This window comes from Mesorhizobium sp. B2-8-3 (assembly GCF_006440815.1).
Taxonomy (GTDB): Bacteria; Pseudomonadota; Alphaproteobacteria; order Rhizobiales; family Rhizobiaceae; genus Mesorhizobium.
Map to the genome: position 1 here is coordinate 111,326 of NZ_VFTW01000006.1, position 14,447 is coordinate 125,772.

12 protein-coding genes are annotated in these 14,447 nt (G+C 64.0%); 4 read left to right on the top strand and 8 right to left on the bottom strand.

The features are described from left to right. Positions 1 to 11: 11 nt before the first annotated feature. The 6 genes from FJ418_RS12210 to FJ418_RS12235 all read right to left on the bottom strand — a co-directional run bounded on the left by FJ418_RS12210 (position 12) and on the right by FJ418_RS12235 (position 7,557). On the bottom strand, positions 12 to 1,112 hold the full coding sequence (locus FJ418_RS12210; RefSeq protein ID WP_140865724.1) for an aminotransferase class I/II-fold pyridoxal phosphate-dependent enzyme: 1,101 nt from the start codon (positions 1,110 to 1,112) through the stop codon (positions 12 to 14). A 191-nt stretch (positions 1,113 to 1,303) separates the two neighbouring features. Further along, the gene (locus FJ418_RS12215) at positions 1,304 to 1,765 is read right to left on the bottom strand and encodes a MucR family transcriptional regulator (protein ID WP_140646091.1); all 462 of its coding nucleotides are present in this window, start codon (positions 1,763 to 1,765) and stop codon (positions 1,304 to 1,306) included. 208 nt (positions 1,766 to 1,973) lie between these two features. After that, positions 1,974 to 2,678, bottom strand: coding sequence for an ROK family protein (locus tag FJ418_RS12220; protein ID WP_140785481.1), 705 nt, complete (start codon positions 2,676 to 2,678; stop codon positions 1,974 to 1,976). Positions 2,679 to 2,694: 16 nt separating this feature from the next. Next, positions 2,695 to 4,071 carry a glucose-6-phosphate dehydrogenase gene (zwf, locus tag FJ418_RS12225; protein ID WP_140865726.1) on the bottom strand — a complete coding sequence of 459 codons (1,377 nt, stop codon included), beginning with the start codon at positions 4,069 to 4,071 and terminating at the stop codon, positions 2,695 to 2,697. A 13-nt stretch (positions 4,072 to 4,084) separates the two neighbouring features. Then, positions 4,085 to 5,092 (bottom strand): phosphogluconate dehydrogenase (NAD(+)-dependent, decarboxylating), encoded by a 1,008-nt coding sequence (gene gnd, locus FJ418_RS12230; protein ID WP_140707067.1) that lies wholly within the window; start codon positions 5,090 to 5,092, stop codon positions 4,085 to 4,087. A 56-nt stretch (positions 5,093 to 5,148) separates the two neighbouring features. After that, complete coding sequence (locus FJ418_RS12235) at positions 5,149 to 7,557, bottom strand: glucan 1,4-alpha-glucosidase (RefSeq protein WP_140865728.1); 2,409 nt, start codon at positions 7,555 to 7,557, stop codon at positions 5,149 to 5,151. Positions 7,558 to 7,753: 196 nt separating this feature from the next. On the opposite strand from FJ418_RS12235, the gene FJ418_RS12240 reads away from it, so the two are divergent. The 4 genes from FJ418_RS12240 to FJ418_RS12255 are packed head-to-tail and all read left to right on the top strand — an operon-like array spanning position 7,754 to position 12,210. Beyond that, on the top strand, positions 7,754 to 8,770 hold the full coding sequence (locus FJ418_RS12240; protein WP_140865730.1) for an ABC transporter substrate-binding protein: 1,017 nt from the start codon (positions 7,754 to 7,756) through the stop codon (positions 8,768 to 8,770). Between the two features lie 47 nt (positions 8,771 to 8,817). Continuing rightward, positions 8,818 to 10,281, top strand: coding sequence for a sugar ABC transporter ATP-binding protein (locus tag FJ418_RS12245; RefSeq protein WP_140658697.1), 1,464 nt, complete (start codon positions 8,818 to 8,820; stop codon positions 10,279 to 10,281). A 1-nt stretch (position 10,282) separates the two neighbouring features. Further along, a complete protein-coding gene (locus tag FJ418_RS12250) occupies positions 10,283 to 11,260 on the top strand; it encodes an ABC transporter permease (RefSeq protein ID WP_181166912.1) in 978 nt (325 codons plus the stop codon). A gap of 2 nt (positions 11,261 to 11,262) precedes the next feature. Next, positions 11,263 to 12,210, top strand: a complete 948-nt coding sequence (locus FJ418_RS12255) for an ABC transporter permease (protein ID WP_140646099.1) — start codon at positions 11,263 to 11,265, stop codon at positions 12,208 to 12,210. A 373-nt stretch (positions 12,211 to 12,583) separates the two neighbouring features. On the opposite strand, the gene FJ418_RS12260 is transcribed toward FJ418_RS12255, so the two are convergent. Continuing rightward, the gene (locus tag FJ418_RS12260; RefSeq protein WP_246683034.1) at positions 12,584 to 13,510 is read right to left on the bottom strand and encodes an IS110 family transposase; all 927 of its coding nucleotides are present in this window, start codon (positions 13,508 to 13,510) and stop codon (positions 12,584 to 12,586) included. A 355-nt stretch (positions 13,511 to 13,865) separates the two neighbouring features. Further along, on the bottom strand, positions 13,866 to 14,399 hold the full coding sequence (gene ppa, locus FJ418_RS12265; RefSeq protein WP_140646100.1) for an inorganic diphosphatase: 534 nt from the start codon (positions 14,397 to 14,399) through the stop codon (positions 13,866 to 13,868). Positions 14,400 to 14,447 lie beyond the last annotated feature (48 nt).

The window sequence follows — 14,447 nt, forward strand, 5'->3', positions numbered from 1 at the left end:
GCACGAGGAAGTTACCGCCTTAGAGCAGCCGAGATGGCCGCCAACCCGCCGCGCAACTCCGCTTCCTTCGGCCAGCCGAAGCCGAGGCGGAAGAAGCGTTTCGGCATCTCGAACCAGTGGCCGGGACCGACATAGGTGCCGTGCTCCTCCAGCAGCCTGGTGTAGAACTTGTCGAGGTTGAAGCCGGCATCGACGTTGAGCCGCGGGAAGCCGACGACACCACCTTGCGGCCGCACCCAGTCGACGAGAGGCTCGCCTTCGATCCAGGCCTGGACGATGTCGCGGCGCCTGGCCATTTCGGGCAGAAGCGAGGCGAGAAAGGCGTCACGGCTTTCGAGCGTGGCGCGCGCGATCGCCTCGTCGATGACGCTGCCGCAGATGCCGATCTGCTCCTTGGCGGCGAGGAAGGTTTCCTGCAGTTCCGGATCGCGGGTCACCAGCCAGCCGATGCGGATGCCCGGAATGCCGAACGCCTTGGACAGCGAGCAGACGCTGATCGCGCTTGGGCTGAGCGAGGCCGCCGCGGGCAGGCGTTCGCCGTAGGAGAGGTCGCGATAGGTCTCGTCGACCAGCAGCCGGCACTTGTGATGTTCGGCGAGCGTAATCAACGCGTCGAGATCGGCGCGTGTCATCATCGTGCCGGTCGGGTTGTGCGGGCAGGTGACGCTGATCAGTTTCGTGTTCGGCCGCAGCTCTGCCTTCACACGGTCGATGTCGACGGCAAAGCCCTGGTCGAAATCGAGATCGACATAGGAGATGGCGCAGCCGATCGCCTTGGGTGTCTCGATGTTGGTGGCATAGTTCGGCCGCACGACCACGAGATGGTCGCTGGCCGAAAGCAGCGCGGTGGCGATGATGAATAGCGCGCCGGCCGCACCCGCTGTCACAAGAACATCGTCGGGAGAAAGGCCCCTGTCGTGCCCGGCGATCAGCGCCCGCAAGTCCTTGTCGCCGCGATGCTCGCCATAGAACAAGGTGAGGTCGGGCAGCGCGAGGCCGATGTCGGACAGTTTCTGGTCGGCGATCGAGCTTTCGGAAAGGTTGTAGCGGATGCGGCCGTAGCCGTATTCCTCCGGCGCTTCCTTCTCGATCACCATCCTGGCGTAGTTCATGGCTATGTCCCCCAGCGGTTGATCGTTCATGGAAACGACAAACCGATCGTCCTGTTTGCAATTCCGGACGCTTCACGCTTTTTCCTGGAATTGCTCTGGTCTCCGGCCGTATCCAAGCCATAAAAGCAGGAAGCCTGCCAAGGCGGATTCCTCGGCAGGCTTGCTTAAACCATTGGTGCAGGCGCGTTATTTCAGGCCGTCGCCTTGGCCTTCCTGCCCTTTGCGGGCTTCGCCGGCACCGGTTCCGCCTTGCGGCCGAGGCCGATCGACTTGGCGAGCTGCGAGCGCGACGCCGCATAGTTGGGCGCGACCATCGGGTAATCCACGGGGAGGCCCCATTTGGTGCGGTAGGCTTCGGGCGTCAGGCCGAAATGCACGCCGATATGGCGCTTCAGCGATTTGAACTTCTTCCCGTCCTCGAGGCAGATGATGTAATCCGGCGTCACCGAGCGCCTGGGATTGACGGCGGGAACCGGCGGGGGTGCCGCGGGCTCCGCCGGCCGGCTTATCCCGCCGATCGAGGAGGCGACGCTGGCGATCAGTTCGCCCAGGCCCGAAGCAGGCAGGCGGTTTTTCGCGACATAAGCCGATACGATGTGAGCGGTGAGTTCGAGCAGGTCGACTTCCCTGGCTGTGCTGGTGTCCTCGTCCACGTAGTCCCTCCATATTGCCGCAAGGCCGCGAAAACGCTGCGGTCTTCGCGGTGTGTAATGTCAAAGCGCCGCGAGCGTTGTTTTGCGAATCCGGAAAGGTGCTTGGCGCCGCAGGCCCGCGAATTCCTAGTCGGCAAATCTGCGCGACGCAATGATCTGTCGTGTCATTACACGCTGTTTTGAACAATTATACTGAAATGTAACAATATCAGACGATCAGCGCCTTGTCGCGCCATAGTCGAAATCCACCCGCGAAAGCGCGAGTGTTGTCGCCGCGCCGGGATTTTTCAGGCAATTCATCGAGCTTGTCGACATTGCCGCCGCCGATCACGACATAGTCCGGCTGCAAGGCGGCGCGAAGCCTGTCGACCACGTCGAATACGTATTTGCGCCATCTCTTCTTCCCGCGCTTTACCAAGCCGCGCTCGCCGACATAATCCTCGAAACTGGCGCCTTTTTTGTAGGGCAGGTGGGCAAGTTCCATGGGCTGCCCGACATTCTTGATGATCATGGCGGCGCCCAGGCCCGTGCCAAGGCCGAGGAAGAGCATGCGGCCGCCGTCATAGCTGCCGATCGCCTGCATCAGCGCGTCGTTGACGAGCTTCACCGGCTTGCCGAAGGCGGCGGTGAAATCATAGCCGTTCCAGCCCTTGCCGAGATTGAAGGGGTCGAGCGAGGGCTTGTTGTCGCGCACGGGACCGGGATAGCCCATCGAGATGACGTCGTAGTCCAGGTCCTCCGCCAGTTTCTTCACCGAAGCGACGACCTGGTCAGGGGTCAGGCTCGGCCCGGACGCGACGCGGCGCATCTCGCCGCCGGCGCTGGTGAGGATTTTTACATGCGAGCCACCGACATCGATGGCGAGCACGATCGGATCGCTGCTCGCCGCGGCGGTTTTTGCTGTCTTCGCCATCCCGTCCTCCCCGAAGTTACTTGCTCGGATTGATCCAGCCATCGGGCGGGCCGAAGCCGTTCATGGCATTGGCCGGCCCCCAGGTCTTGGGCGCATAGATTGCCGGCGCCGTGGTGTCGCCGAGCACCGGGCCGACGATGCGCCAGGCAAGCTCTGCCGCGTCCTGGCGCGTGAAGAGCTGGCCGTTGCCGTTCATGGCGTCGCCGATCAGCCGTTCATAGGGCGGCATGTCGCCCTTGGTGTCGTCGAGCGCGGTCAGCTCAACCTGCTCACCGATCATGTCGTCACCGGCGACCTTGCGCTGGGCGCCGATCGAGATCGCCACCTGCGGGTCGATGCGGAAGCGCACATAATTGGCGTCGCCCGGCTTGATCGGATCGAAGACGTCGAGCGGCGGCCGCTTCATACGCACGATCACCTCGGTGGCATGCACCGGCATGTTCTTGCCGGCGCGGATGAAGAAAGGCACGTCCTGCCAGCGCCATGTGTCGACGAAGAAGCGCACCGCCGCGAAGGTCTCGACCGGCGAGTTGGGCCTGACGCCCGGTTCGGCCAGATAGCTGTCGAACTGGCCACGCACGACATCGCCCCTGGTCAGCGTGCGAATGGCGCGCAGCACCTGCACCTTCTCGTCGATCAGGTCGTCGGCCGAGCGGCCGACCGGCGGTTCCATGGCCAAAAGCAGCAGGATGTTGAGCAGGTGGTTCTCGATCACGTCGCGGATGCAGCCGACATCGTCATAGAATTTGCCTCGGCCCTCGATGCCGAAATCCTCGGCCATGGTGATCTGGACGCTTTCGACGAAGTTGCGGTTCCAGATCGGCTCGAGGAAGGCGTTGGCGAAACGGAAATAGAGCAGGTTCTGGATCGCTTCCTTGCCGAGATAGTGGTCGATGCGGAAGATCGACTGTTCGTCGAACACCAGATGCAGCACCCGGTTCAGCCAGCGCGCCGACTGCAGATCGTGGCCGAACGGCTTTTCCACCATCAGCCGCGCGCCGCGCGCGGTGCCGGACTGCTCCAGTCCTTGGACGACGGTTTCGAACATAGTCGGGGGGACGGCCATGTAGTGCAGCGGCCGCTGCGCGGAACCCAGCGCCGTCTTCAGCTTCTCGAAGGTCGCGCCGTCGCGGTAGTCGCCGCTGACATAGCGCAGCAGCGAGGCGAGCTTGGCAAAGATCCTGTCGTCGATCGAACCCAGCGCCGTGACGATGCCGTCGCGGGCGCGGTCCACCAGTTTGGGGAGTTCCCAGGGGTCGAAGGCGACGCCGATCACCGGCTCGGTCAGCGTCCCCTTGGCGACCATCTGGTAGAGCGCCGGGAAAATCTTCTTGTGCGCAAGGTCGCCGGTCGCTCCGAAAAGCACCAGCGTGTCGGACCTCTCCTGGCTCATGCCGTTTCTCCCCTCACGCCTTCGGCTTTTCGATATGGCCGCCGAAGGCGTAGCGCATGGCGGACAAAAGCTTGTCGGCGAATTGCGATTCGCCCTGCGAGGAGAAGCGGTCGAACAGCGCCGAGGACAGCACCGGCGCCGGGACGCCGGTGTCGATTGCCGCCTTCAGCGTCCAGCGGCCTTCGCCGGAATCGGAGACGCGGCCGCCGAACTGGGCGAGCGCCGGATCGCTCTTCAACGCGCCGGCGGTGAGATCGAGCAGCCAGGAGCCGATGACGCTGCCGTGCCGCCAGACCTCGGCGACGGCGGGCAAGTCGACGTCGAACTGGTAGTATTGCGGGTTTTCCAGCGGGCTGGTCTCGGCGTCCGCGGTGCGCTGCCTTTTGCCGGCATTGGCCGACTTCAGGATGTTCATGCCCTCGGCATAGGCGGCCATGACGCCGTATTCGATGCCGTTATGCACCATCTTGACGAAGTGGCCGGCGCCGCTCGGCCCGCAATGGAGATAGCCGAAGGGCGCCGTGCCGGCATCCTTGGGCGGGTTGGCGCCCGCATCGGCGCCTGGCGCCAGCGTGGCGAAGACCGAATCGAGATGCTTAACCGCATCGTCGGGGCCGCCGATCATCAGGCAGTAACCCCGCTCCAGGCCCCAGACGCCGCCGCTGGTGCCGACATCGACGAAGTTGATGCCTTTCACCGCCAGCTTCGCCGCCTGGTCGACGGCGTCGTGGTAGTAGGAATTGCCGCCGTCGATGATGATGTCGCCCGGCTCCATAAGTGCTGCGACCTGGTCGACGATCTTGCCGGTGATCGCGGCCGGCAGCATCAGCCAGGCGCAGCGCGGCTTGGCGAGCTTGCCGACGAATTCCTCCAGCGAGGCCGCGCCAATGGCGCCGTCCTTGACCATGCCGGCGACGCTTGCCGAATTGATGTCGTAGACGACGCATTCATGGCCGTCGCGCATCAGGCGCCGCACCATGTTGGCGCCCATCCTGCCCAGTCCCATCATTCCGATCTGCATGGTTTCATCCCGATTGCTTGAGGAAAGGAGAAATCTACTGGCCCTGTTGCGTCGATTTATGACGCGTCGATGCCGACGCTGAAGTCGACATTCTCCCAACGCATCGCCCCGGGCCAGAAAAAAGTGAAGACGATGGTGGTTCCCGGCCGCAGGCGGCTAACGGGCAAATCCACCAGATGAATGCCGAACGCATTTTCGGCCGTCCTGCTGTCCTGCACGGTCAGCCATTTGTCGCTGCTCCAATGGACGACGCCGGGCGCCGACAATTCGACGCGAAGGGCCTTGCCGGCGGGAATGGAGCGGATCTTGTTGTTGAAGCGCCATATCCGCAGCGGCGAGACCGTCCTGCCCTTGATGTAGCGCTCGACGCCCTGCGGCGGCAGGTCGAAGACGGCGCCGTCGCGCAGCGAGCGCAACAGCTTGATGTGCTCAGCATGCGCCCAGACCAGCGGCATGGCGCTGCCGGAAGGGGCGCCCAGCCGCAATTCACGGTCCGGCATGTCCGGGCGATCCCAGACCTGTTCCGGCAGAAGGCCGCCGACGCCCGCCGAGCGTTCGAAAGTCTCAAGCAGTTGCGCCGCTTTGTCCTTGCGGCCGGCGGCCAACTCGTAATGGGCGCGCTCGCCGGCAAGCAGCGGCCACGGCCGCCCCCGGCCGGTGCCGTCGAAGGGTGCCCCGTCCTCATGCTCTCCATAGCCGTCGCCGGTATAGCGGTACCAGAGCGGCCCTTGCGGCAGGTCGCGGCGCAGCTCGGCGTCGATCGCCTTGACGGTGTTGAGGATGCGCGGATCGTCAGCGGCTCTGAGCCCGAAACGCACCAGCGCCAGGGCATCCGGGCTGATGATGGCCTCGGCCGGTCTGTCGGTATCGGCCGGCGGCCGGTTCTTGATCGGCACGAAGCCGTCCTTCGGCGACGCGGCGCCGCCATCGTCGGGCGGGGCGATACGGACATAATAGCCTTCGATGCCCGCCCTGGCGCTTGCCGGGGTGCCGGTGACATAGGTCCAGCGCTCGATCTGGTCGTTCCAGCAATCGGCGATCTCGCGCAGGTAGTTTGCCGGCTCATTTTTACCGGAGGCGTCCAGCATGTCGGCAGCTGCGAGCAATGCGGCTATTTCCACGGCCAGCGTGAACGGGCTGTAGCCGGCGTCCTCTTCCCAGCGATCCTCGCCGGTGACCGGGCCGTTGCGCACGACATAGGCGGCCGCGTTCTCGATCATCGCCAGGAAGTCGGCGAGCTTCGACTTCGGCAGGTGACCGGCGCGGCGCAACGCATCGGCAAGCAGCAGCGGAAAGGCGCATTCGTCCATCTGGATGCCGGGCCAATAGGCGGTCCCGTCGGACCAGCAATTCTGCGGCCAATGGCCGTCCGGCTGCTGGATCGAACGCAGATAGGTGAGGATCTGCAGCGCCTGCCTGCCGTCGCCGGCGGCGAGGAAGCCGCCCGCCGTCTCGACCAGGTCGCGCGGCCAGACGAGGTGATAGCCGCCGAGATCGTCGTCGCCCTTGTTGAAACCCCAAGGGATCGACAGGCTGGCAACGGCGGCGCCAAGCCTGGCGATCGACAGATGCGTCGCCAGCACCGCGCTGCTGACGCGGTAGGCGTTCAGACCGGAGGCGGCGTGACGGTCGAGTCTTTCCAGCCCAGCCTGGAATTTCCGCCAGGTCTCGACATAGGTTTTCGCAGCCGGCTCGAAGCCCTGTTTCAGGCTTGCAAGCGCAAGGTCGGCGGCTTCCTCAGGCGAAGCGCCGAAGCCGAGCGCCAGCAAGGCGGCCGACTTGCCGGCCGAAAAGCCGATCTCGCCGGTCAGCGCGACATTGCCGTCCTCGGCCACCCGGCTTGAGGGATCGAGCGCGCCGTTGTCGTGCAATTGCTGCCAGCCGTCGGAGAAGCCGACATAGCCGGCCGAGCAGGCGCCCCAGGGCAAGGAGGAGGCGAGCGCAAGCGATACGCCGCGTCCGGTGGCGAAAAGAATGCGCTGTCCCTTGTGCTCGCCGATCCAGGCGGTGTTGCCCATGCCGGCATTGACGAGATGCGGCGCCAGCAGCGCGTAGACGCGGTAATCGGCAGCCTGGCCCTTGAGGACGGTGAAACTAGTTTCCTGCAGCAGGGCTGCTCGTTTCGGATCCGTAACAATGCGCTTTTCAATCCTGTAGGCACCGTCGGAAGCAATGTTGGTCAGCCGGTAGCCAGGGACACCGTCCTCGAAAGGTTCGACGGTGTGGGCCGCATCGCGCTTCTCTTCGGAAAAATAGCCGCCGGGACCGGTCACGACCAGCCCCAGGTCACGCGTGCAGGCGCTGTCGAGGCGCGGATAATAGATCTCGTTCAGAATGCCGTGACTGATGGTGAACCAGAGCGGGCTTTTTGCCGAAAGCGCGGTGCCGACACCGCTTTTGGCGCTTGATGTCCAGCGTGCCGGTATTCCAGGCGCGCCTCGAGCAACGGTCGGCGTCACTGCCATGCAATCTGTCTCCTGCCCGTGTTCCTAGACCATGACGCGGCGGCTTATCAATCGTCGCACCGCAAGTTGATCGACGGCGCCAAGGCTTTGCAGTTGACAGCTTGCGGTTCGTCTGAATTTGTCTGACAATAGATAAAAAACAGGGACTGCACGTAACGATCATCAGGCAATATCAGCAACCTCGGGAGGAACCGACATGAAGAAACTGCTCGTATTGGGTGCATTCGCGGCGATGCTCGCCTCGGGCACCGCGCTTGCCGACACCAGCGGCAAGAAGATCGCCTTCTCCAACAATTATGCCGGCAATTCGTGGCGCCAGGCGATGCTCGACAGCTACGGCATCGTCACCAAGAAGGCGGTCGACGACAAGATCGTCGCCGCAGCGGACGTCTTCACCACCGCCGACAAGGAAGTGCCGACCCAAGCCGCGCAGGTGCAGAACCTGATCCTGCAGGGCTATGACGCCATCGTCATCAACGCCGCCTCACCGGATGCGCTCAACGGCGCCATCAAGCAGGCCTGCGATGCCGGCATCACCGTCGTCTCCTTCGACGGTACTGTCACCGAACCCTGCGCCTACCGCGTCGTCGTCGACTTCAAGGACATGGGCAAGCAGGAAGTCGAGCAGATGGCCAAGTTCCAATCCAAGGGCGGCAATCTGCTGGAAATCCGCGGTCTCGCCGGCACCTCGATCGACGATGCCATCCATGCCGGCATCCTCGAAGGCGTCGCCGCCCATCCGGAGTTCAAGATCGTCGGTTCGGTGACCGGCGACTGGGACCAGACCACGGCGCAGAAGGCGGTGGCGACCATCCTGCCGTCGCTGCCCGATGTCGTCGGCATCGTCGACCAGGGTGGTGACGGCTATGGCGCCGCGCAGGCCTTCGCCGCAGCCGGCAAGCCGCGCCCGACCATCATCATGGGCAACCGCCAGGACGAGCTGAAGTGGTGGAAGGAGCAGAAGGAAAAGGACGGCTACCAGACCTGGTCGGCCTCGATCGCGCCCGGCGTGTCGACGTTGGCCTTCTGGGTGGCGCAGCAAGTGCTCGACGGCCGCAAGGACATCCCGCACGATCTTCTGGTGCCTTATCTGGCCTTCACCCAGGACGATTTCGAGGCCGCGCTGCCGAACATCAAGGAAGGCGGCGTCGCCACCCACGAATACACGCAGGAAGACGCCATCGCGGCCATCAAGGCCAACATCAAGCAATAGTGGTGGGCAGGTTGCCGCCCGCATCGCCAACCGGATAAAAGTTGAGGATGCTCCAGGCTATTGCAGATATCGTCAGACTGGACGGCGCCGAAAAGCATTTCGGCGCCGTCCGGGCGCTTAACGGCGTCGACTTCCATGTCGGCGCCGGCGAATGCGTCGGGCTGGTCGGGCATAACGGCGCCGGCAAGTCGACGCTCATGCATATGGTGGCCGGCACGCTGCGGCCGGATGGCGGGCAGATCGCCGTGCGCGGCAATCAGGAGGCAAGCTATTCGGTGGCGCGAGCGCTCGAGCTCGGCATACGCTGCGTGTTTCAGGAATTGTCGCTCTGCCCCAATCTCAGCATTGCCGAGAACACGCGCATCAACCATCCCTCGCTCACCGGTTTCGGCTGGCGGCGCAAGGCCGCGGATCTGATCCGCGCCAAGCTCGATGAGATCTTTCCCGACCATGGCATTTCGGCGGATGACATTGCCGGCGACCTTTCGATCGGCAGGCGGCAGATGGTCGAGGTGGCGCGCGCCTTCACGCTGACCCGCGAGCCGCTGCACCTTGTCATCCTCGACGAGCCGACCTCCTCGCTCGATGCGCATACGGCGGGGCAGTTGCTTTCCTTCGTGCGCCGCTTCGTCGAAAAGGGCGGCAGCTGCATCCTGATCTCGCATGTGCTGGGCGAGGTGTTGCAGAACGCCGACCGCATCGTGGTGATGCGCGACGGCAAGGTGGTCGCGGCGGATGCCGCCAATGCCTTCGATCGCGATAAGCTGGTCGCCGCCATGGGTGGCGCCGAAGGGCATCACAAAGCCGCCGCCGAGGCCCGCAAGAGCGAGCCTGGCGCGCTCAGGGTTCGCGCGCGCCCGGCCAGGCAGCAGGACGGCAAGGAGCTGGTCGCCCGCGCCGGCGAGATCATCGGGCTTGCCGGCCTTGCCGGGCACGGCCAGACGGACCTGCTCCTGGCCATATTCTCGGCCGCCTCCCGCGCCAGGGCCGGCATCGAGGTGACGGCGCCGGTGGCGCTGGTCGCCGGCGATCGTCAGTCGGACGGCATCTTTTCGCAATGGTCGATCGCGCAGAATATCGGCATCCGCTCGCTGGCCAGGCTGCGCAACGGCCTGCTGATCTCGCCGCAGCGCGAGGCCGAGCTCGCCGAATTCTGGAAGCAGAAGATCGGCATCCGCACGCCGGACATGAACAACAACATCTTCTCGCTGTCGGGCGGCAACCAGCAGAAGGCGCTGTTTGCCCGCGCGCTCGGCTCCGACGCCGAGATCGTGCTGATGGACGACCCGATGCGCGGCGTCGATATCGGCACCAAGCTCGAAGTCTACGACCTCGTGCGCGAGGAGGCCGCCAAGGGCCGCACCTTCCTGTGGTACACCACCGAGACCGAAGAGCTCGACAATTGCGATCATGTCTATGTCTTCAAGAACGGCCGCATCGTCGCCAATCTTGGGCGCGACGAGCTGACGGAGGAAAAGATCATCCAGTCCTCGTTCGGCGATGCGGCCTGAGATGACCGCGATCGCTCCCGGCACGCTCCCGAAATCCTCGCCGCGCGGCAACGCCGCCCGGGCGCGCCTGCTGCGCGGCCTCTTGCCGGCTTTGTCGCTGGCGCTGGTGCTGATCGCGATCGCCTGGCTCAATCCGCGCGCCATCAGCTATTTCGGCTTCAACCTGATGCTCAACCTGGCGATCCCGATCGCGCTGGCGACGATCGCGCAGATGTTCGTCATCGCCGGCAACGAGCTCGACCTGTCGATAGGGACGTTCGTCGGGTTTGTCGGCTGCGTGACTGCAACTTGGCTTAGGGATGCGCCGCTCATCGGCATCGTGGTTCTGCTGGGATCGATCGGCGTCTATGCCTTGCTCGGCGCGCTGATCCACCTGCGCAATTTGCCGTCGATCGTTGTCACGCTCGGCATGAGTTTCGTCTGGCAGGGGCTTGCCATCCTGGTCCTGCCCAAGCCGGGCGGCAAGGCACCGGACTGGCTGCTTTCGATCATGTCCTTCAAGCCGCCCTACATCCCGTTTCCGATCCTTGCCGCGCTGCTGATCGCCGCGGTCGTGCATTTCGGCCTGATGCGCACCTCCTATGGCGTGATCCTGCGCGGTTCCGGCGGCAACGCCGCGGCGCTGAGGCGCGCCGGCTGGTCGCTGCTCCGCACCAAGGTCGTGCTCTTCGCTCTGACAGGCCTGTTCGGCGTGCTTTCCGGCATGGCGCTGATCGGCATCACCACCTCGGCCGACGCCAATATCGGCAACGGCTACACACTGCTGTCGATTGCCGGCGTCATCCTCGGCGGCGGCGAGTTCGTCGGCGGGCGCGTGTCGCCGATCGGCGCGGTGCTCGGGGCGCTGACGCTGGCGCTGGCCGCATCACCGCTCTTGACCTTCATGCACATCCCGCCCGACTGGCAGGTGGCCGCCAATGGCGCGATCCTGATCATCGTGCTTGCCGCGCGGGTGCTGATCAGCCGCAGGGAGAGGTAGCGATGGCCTCGCTGCGTATGGTGCTTGAAAAACCCTGGATCTGGTCCTTCGTCGGCGCGCTGGTCGTCTGGCTGGCAACGATCGTCTTCACCGGCGGCTATGGCGCCGGCGGCATGGTCACGGCGGCGCTCTCGCTTGCCGTCTTCACCGTCATCGTCGGTGTCGGCCAGATGTTCGTCATCACGCTGGGACCCGGCAATGTCGACCTGTCGCTGCCGGCCAATATCGGGCTGGCCAGCGCGGTCGCGATGAAGGTGATGGGCGGCAGCGATGCCATGATCGTCGTCGGGCTGCTTGCGGCACTTGCCTGCGGTGCCGCGATCGGCGCCATCAACTACCTGCTGATCTGGGCGCTGCGCATCCCGCCGATCATCGCCACGCTGTCGGCGAGCTTCATCATCCAGTCGGTCGACATCAGCTATGGCCGCGGGTTGCAGATCAAGCCACCGCCGGGTTTCGCCGACTTCACCAACTGGCAGGTGCTGGGCATTCCGGTGCTGGCGATGCTGACGGTGGTCTTCACTATCGGCGCCGCACTTGCGCTGCAGCGCATGATCTACGGCCGCTCGGTGCTGGCGATCGGCCAGAACATCCGCGCCGCCTGGCTCGCCGGCGTCCATGTCGGCCGCATCCGCTTCCTCACCTACACGCTGTGCGGCGCGCTGGGCGGCATCGACGGGGCGCTGCTCGCCGGTTACTTCCGCGGCGCCAATGTCGACATCGGCAACGAATACCTGCTGGCCTCGATCGCGGTCGTGGTCATCGGCGGCACCTCGGTCGCCGGCGGCAAGGCCAACGTGCCGGGCGTCTGGGGCGCCGGCCTGTTCCTGGTGCTCTTGCTCACCATGCTCAACACCTTCGGCGTCAGCGCCGGCGTGCGGCTGGTGCTGACCGGACTGATCATCGTCGGCGTCATCACGGCGGCCGGCGGCGAGAAGGCGGTGCGCTAGAGCGTTTCACCGTTTCACGGAAACGGCGAACCGCTCTATCTCTTTGTTTTGACGCAATTCCGGACGGAAGGCTACGGCGAAACCGCCGAACCTAACCGCTCACTTTTCCTGGGATCGCCCTAATTCCCCGACACAGGGATTTTGAAAGGTTGCCGTTTGTCTTGGCGCAAGATTTCCGTTCATGTCCGTGAAATCAGCGCAAACGCCGGGGATTGGTTGAAGCCGCCGCAACCTCGTCATTCTATGGCGGAGCAAGGAGCGAAGCGACGCGGCGCAGACCATAGAATCCATTCCGTGACGTCAAGGCGTCGCCACGGTGCAGAATTTTGCTCCGCTGTACTCCCTGGTGAAGGTAACGGCATGGCAACTGTGTTCATGCGAATGCGGTTTTATCGCGCATGATGGCGTTGAGGACGACCAGGAGCTTCCTTGCGACGGCGATGATGGCGAGCTTCTTGGAGCCGGAGCGGGCAGCAAGTGCGCTGTAGAAGGTCTTGAAGCGCTCACAGGTTCTAATGGCGGTGAGGGCTGCCATGTAGAGAGCGCGGCGCACGCGTGATCGCCCGCCCTGGATCTGGCTCCTGCGGTTGAGCTTGCCGCTTTTGTTGTCGAACGGGGCAAAGGCCGACCAGTGCCGCGATCGCCTTGGTGAGCGCTGGCCGAGCTCGGGCAGGAGCGCCAGCAGCGAGAATGCGCCGACCTTGGAGACACCGGGCACGGAGACCATGAGCGAATAATCGCGGGCGGTGTCCTCGGCTTGGCGAATGACTTCGGCAATCTGGCTCTCGATCGCCTTGATGCGCGTGTCGAGGTAGGCGATCGTTTCTTCCAGATCGGCAATGACGATCTCATTGAAGGCCTCGGCGAGGTGCTTCTTCGCCGTTGCCCGCATCTCGACCAGTTGATCGCGGTAGCGGGCAAGCGATTGAAGCCGCTCGACTTCTTCGCGCGGCGCCGGCTCGGCCTCAGGATTATAGCGACGGCCGTAGTCGCTCAGCATCCTGGCGTCGAGAGGATCGGTCTTGGCCCGCCGTCTCGTCGACTTGGCATAGTGGTGGGTATGCGCTGGGTTGTGCCGCGAGAACGGCACGCCGGCCTTGGCCAGCGCATGGCGCAGAAGCCGGTCATGGACGCCTGTCGCCTCCATGACGACGAAGTCCCGACTGGGATCAAGGCCCGCCACATACGCCGCGATCGCGTCGGCCTGGTTGTCGATGCGCCGAAGACGGCCACTTGTCTCATCAAAAAAATCGAGCCACTGCTTTGAGATGTCGCAGCCGACATAGTTCTGGGCTATCATGTCCACGCCTCTTCCTGTGGTGCGGGGTCTGGCTTGAAACAGCCCCGTGCAACTGTTCAGGTTGATGGTTCACCGGTGGGAAGGGACCGGGCCATGCCACGGCCTGTCCGAAAGGACGACCAGGATTCATTCGGTCTCCTTCCCACTTCAAACCATACACCAGAACCAACACACAGGATTCTAGGGTCTTCGCGACGGAGCTTCGCTCCTGCTCCGCCCTAGAATGACGATCGCGATGGGCGTTTCGGCCAATCTCGAACGCATGCACCTGACAACACAAACAAAGTCGACCGGTCAAAATCCCCGTGCAGTGCCACTGAGCAAACGGTCTTCCGTACGGGATTGCGTTGAAGGCCTACTTTGCCGCCTTTGCCCGCTCGATCGCGTCGACGATCATCTTCTTGGCATATTTGGAGTCGTGCCAGCCCTCGATCTTGACCCACTTGCCGGGCTCGAGATCCTTGTAATGCTCGAAGAAGTGCTGCACCTGCTGGCGCGTGATTTCCGGCAGATGCGTGTATTCGGTGACGTTCTCGTAGCGCAGCGTCAGCTTGGGCGAGGGAACGGCGATCACCTTCTCGTCCTGGCCGGCATTGTCTTCCATGATCAAGACGCCGATCGGCCGAACATTGATGACGCAGCCTGGCACCAGCGCGCGCGTGTTGCAGACCAGAACGTCGATCGGGTCGCCGTCGCCCGACAGCGTGTGCGGCACGAAGCCGTAATTACCGGGATAGCGCATCGAGGTGTGCAGGAAGCGGTCGACGAACAGCGTGCCGGCCTCCTTGTCCATCTCGTATTTGATCGGCTCGCCGCCGATCGGCACCTCGATGATGACGTTGACGTCGTCAGGTGGGTTCTTTCCGGTCGCAATCGCTTCGATACGCATGGTCTATCCCTCTCTCGATTCCAAGACCGATAGCGGGCGAAACGTCAT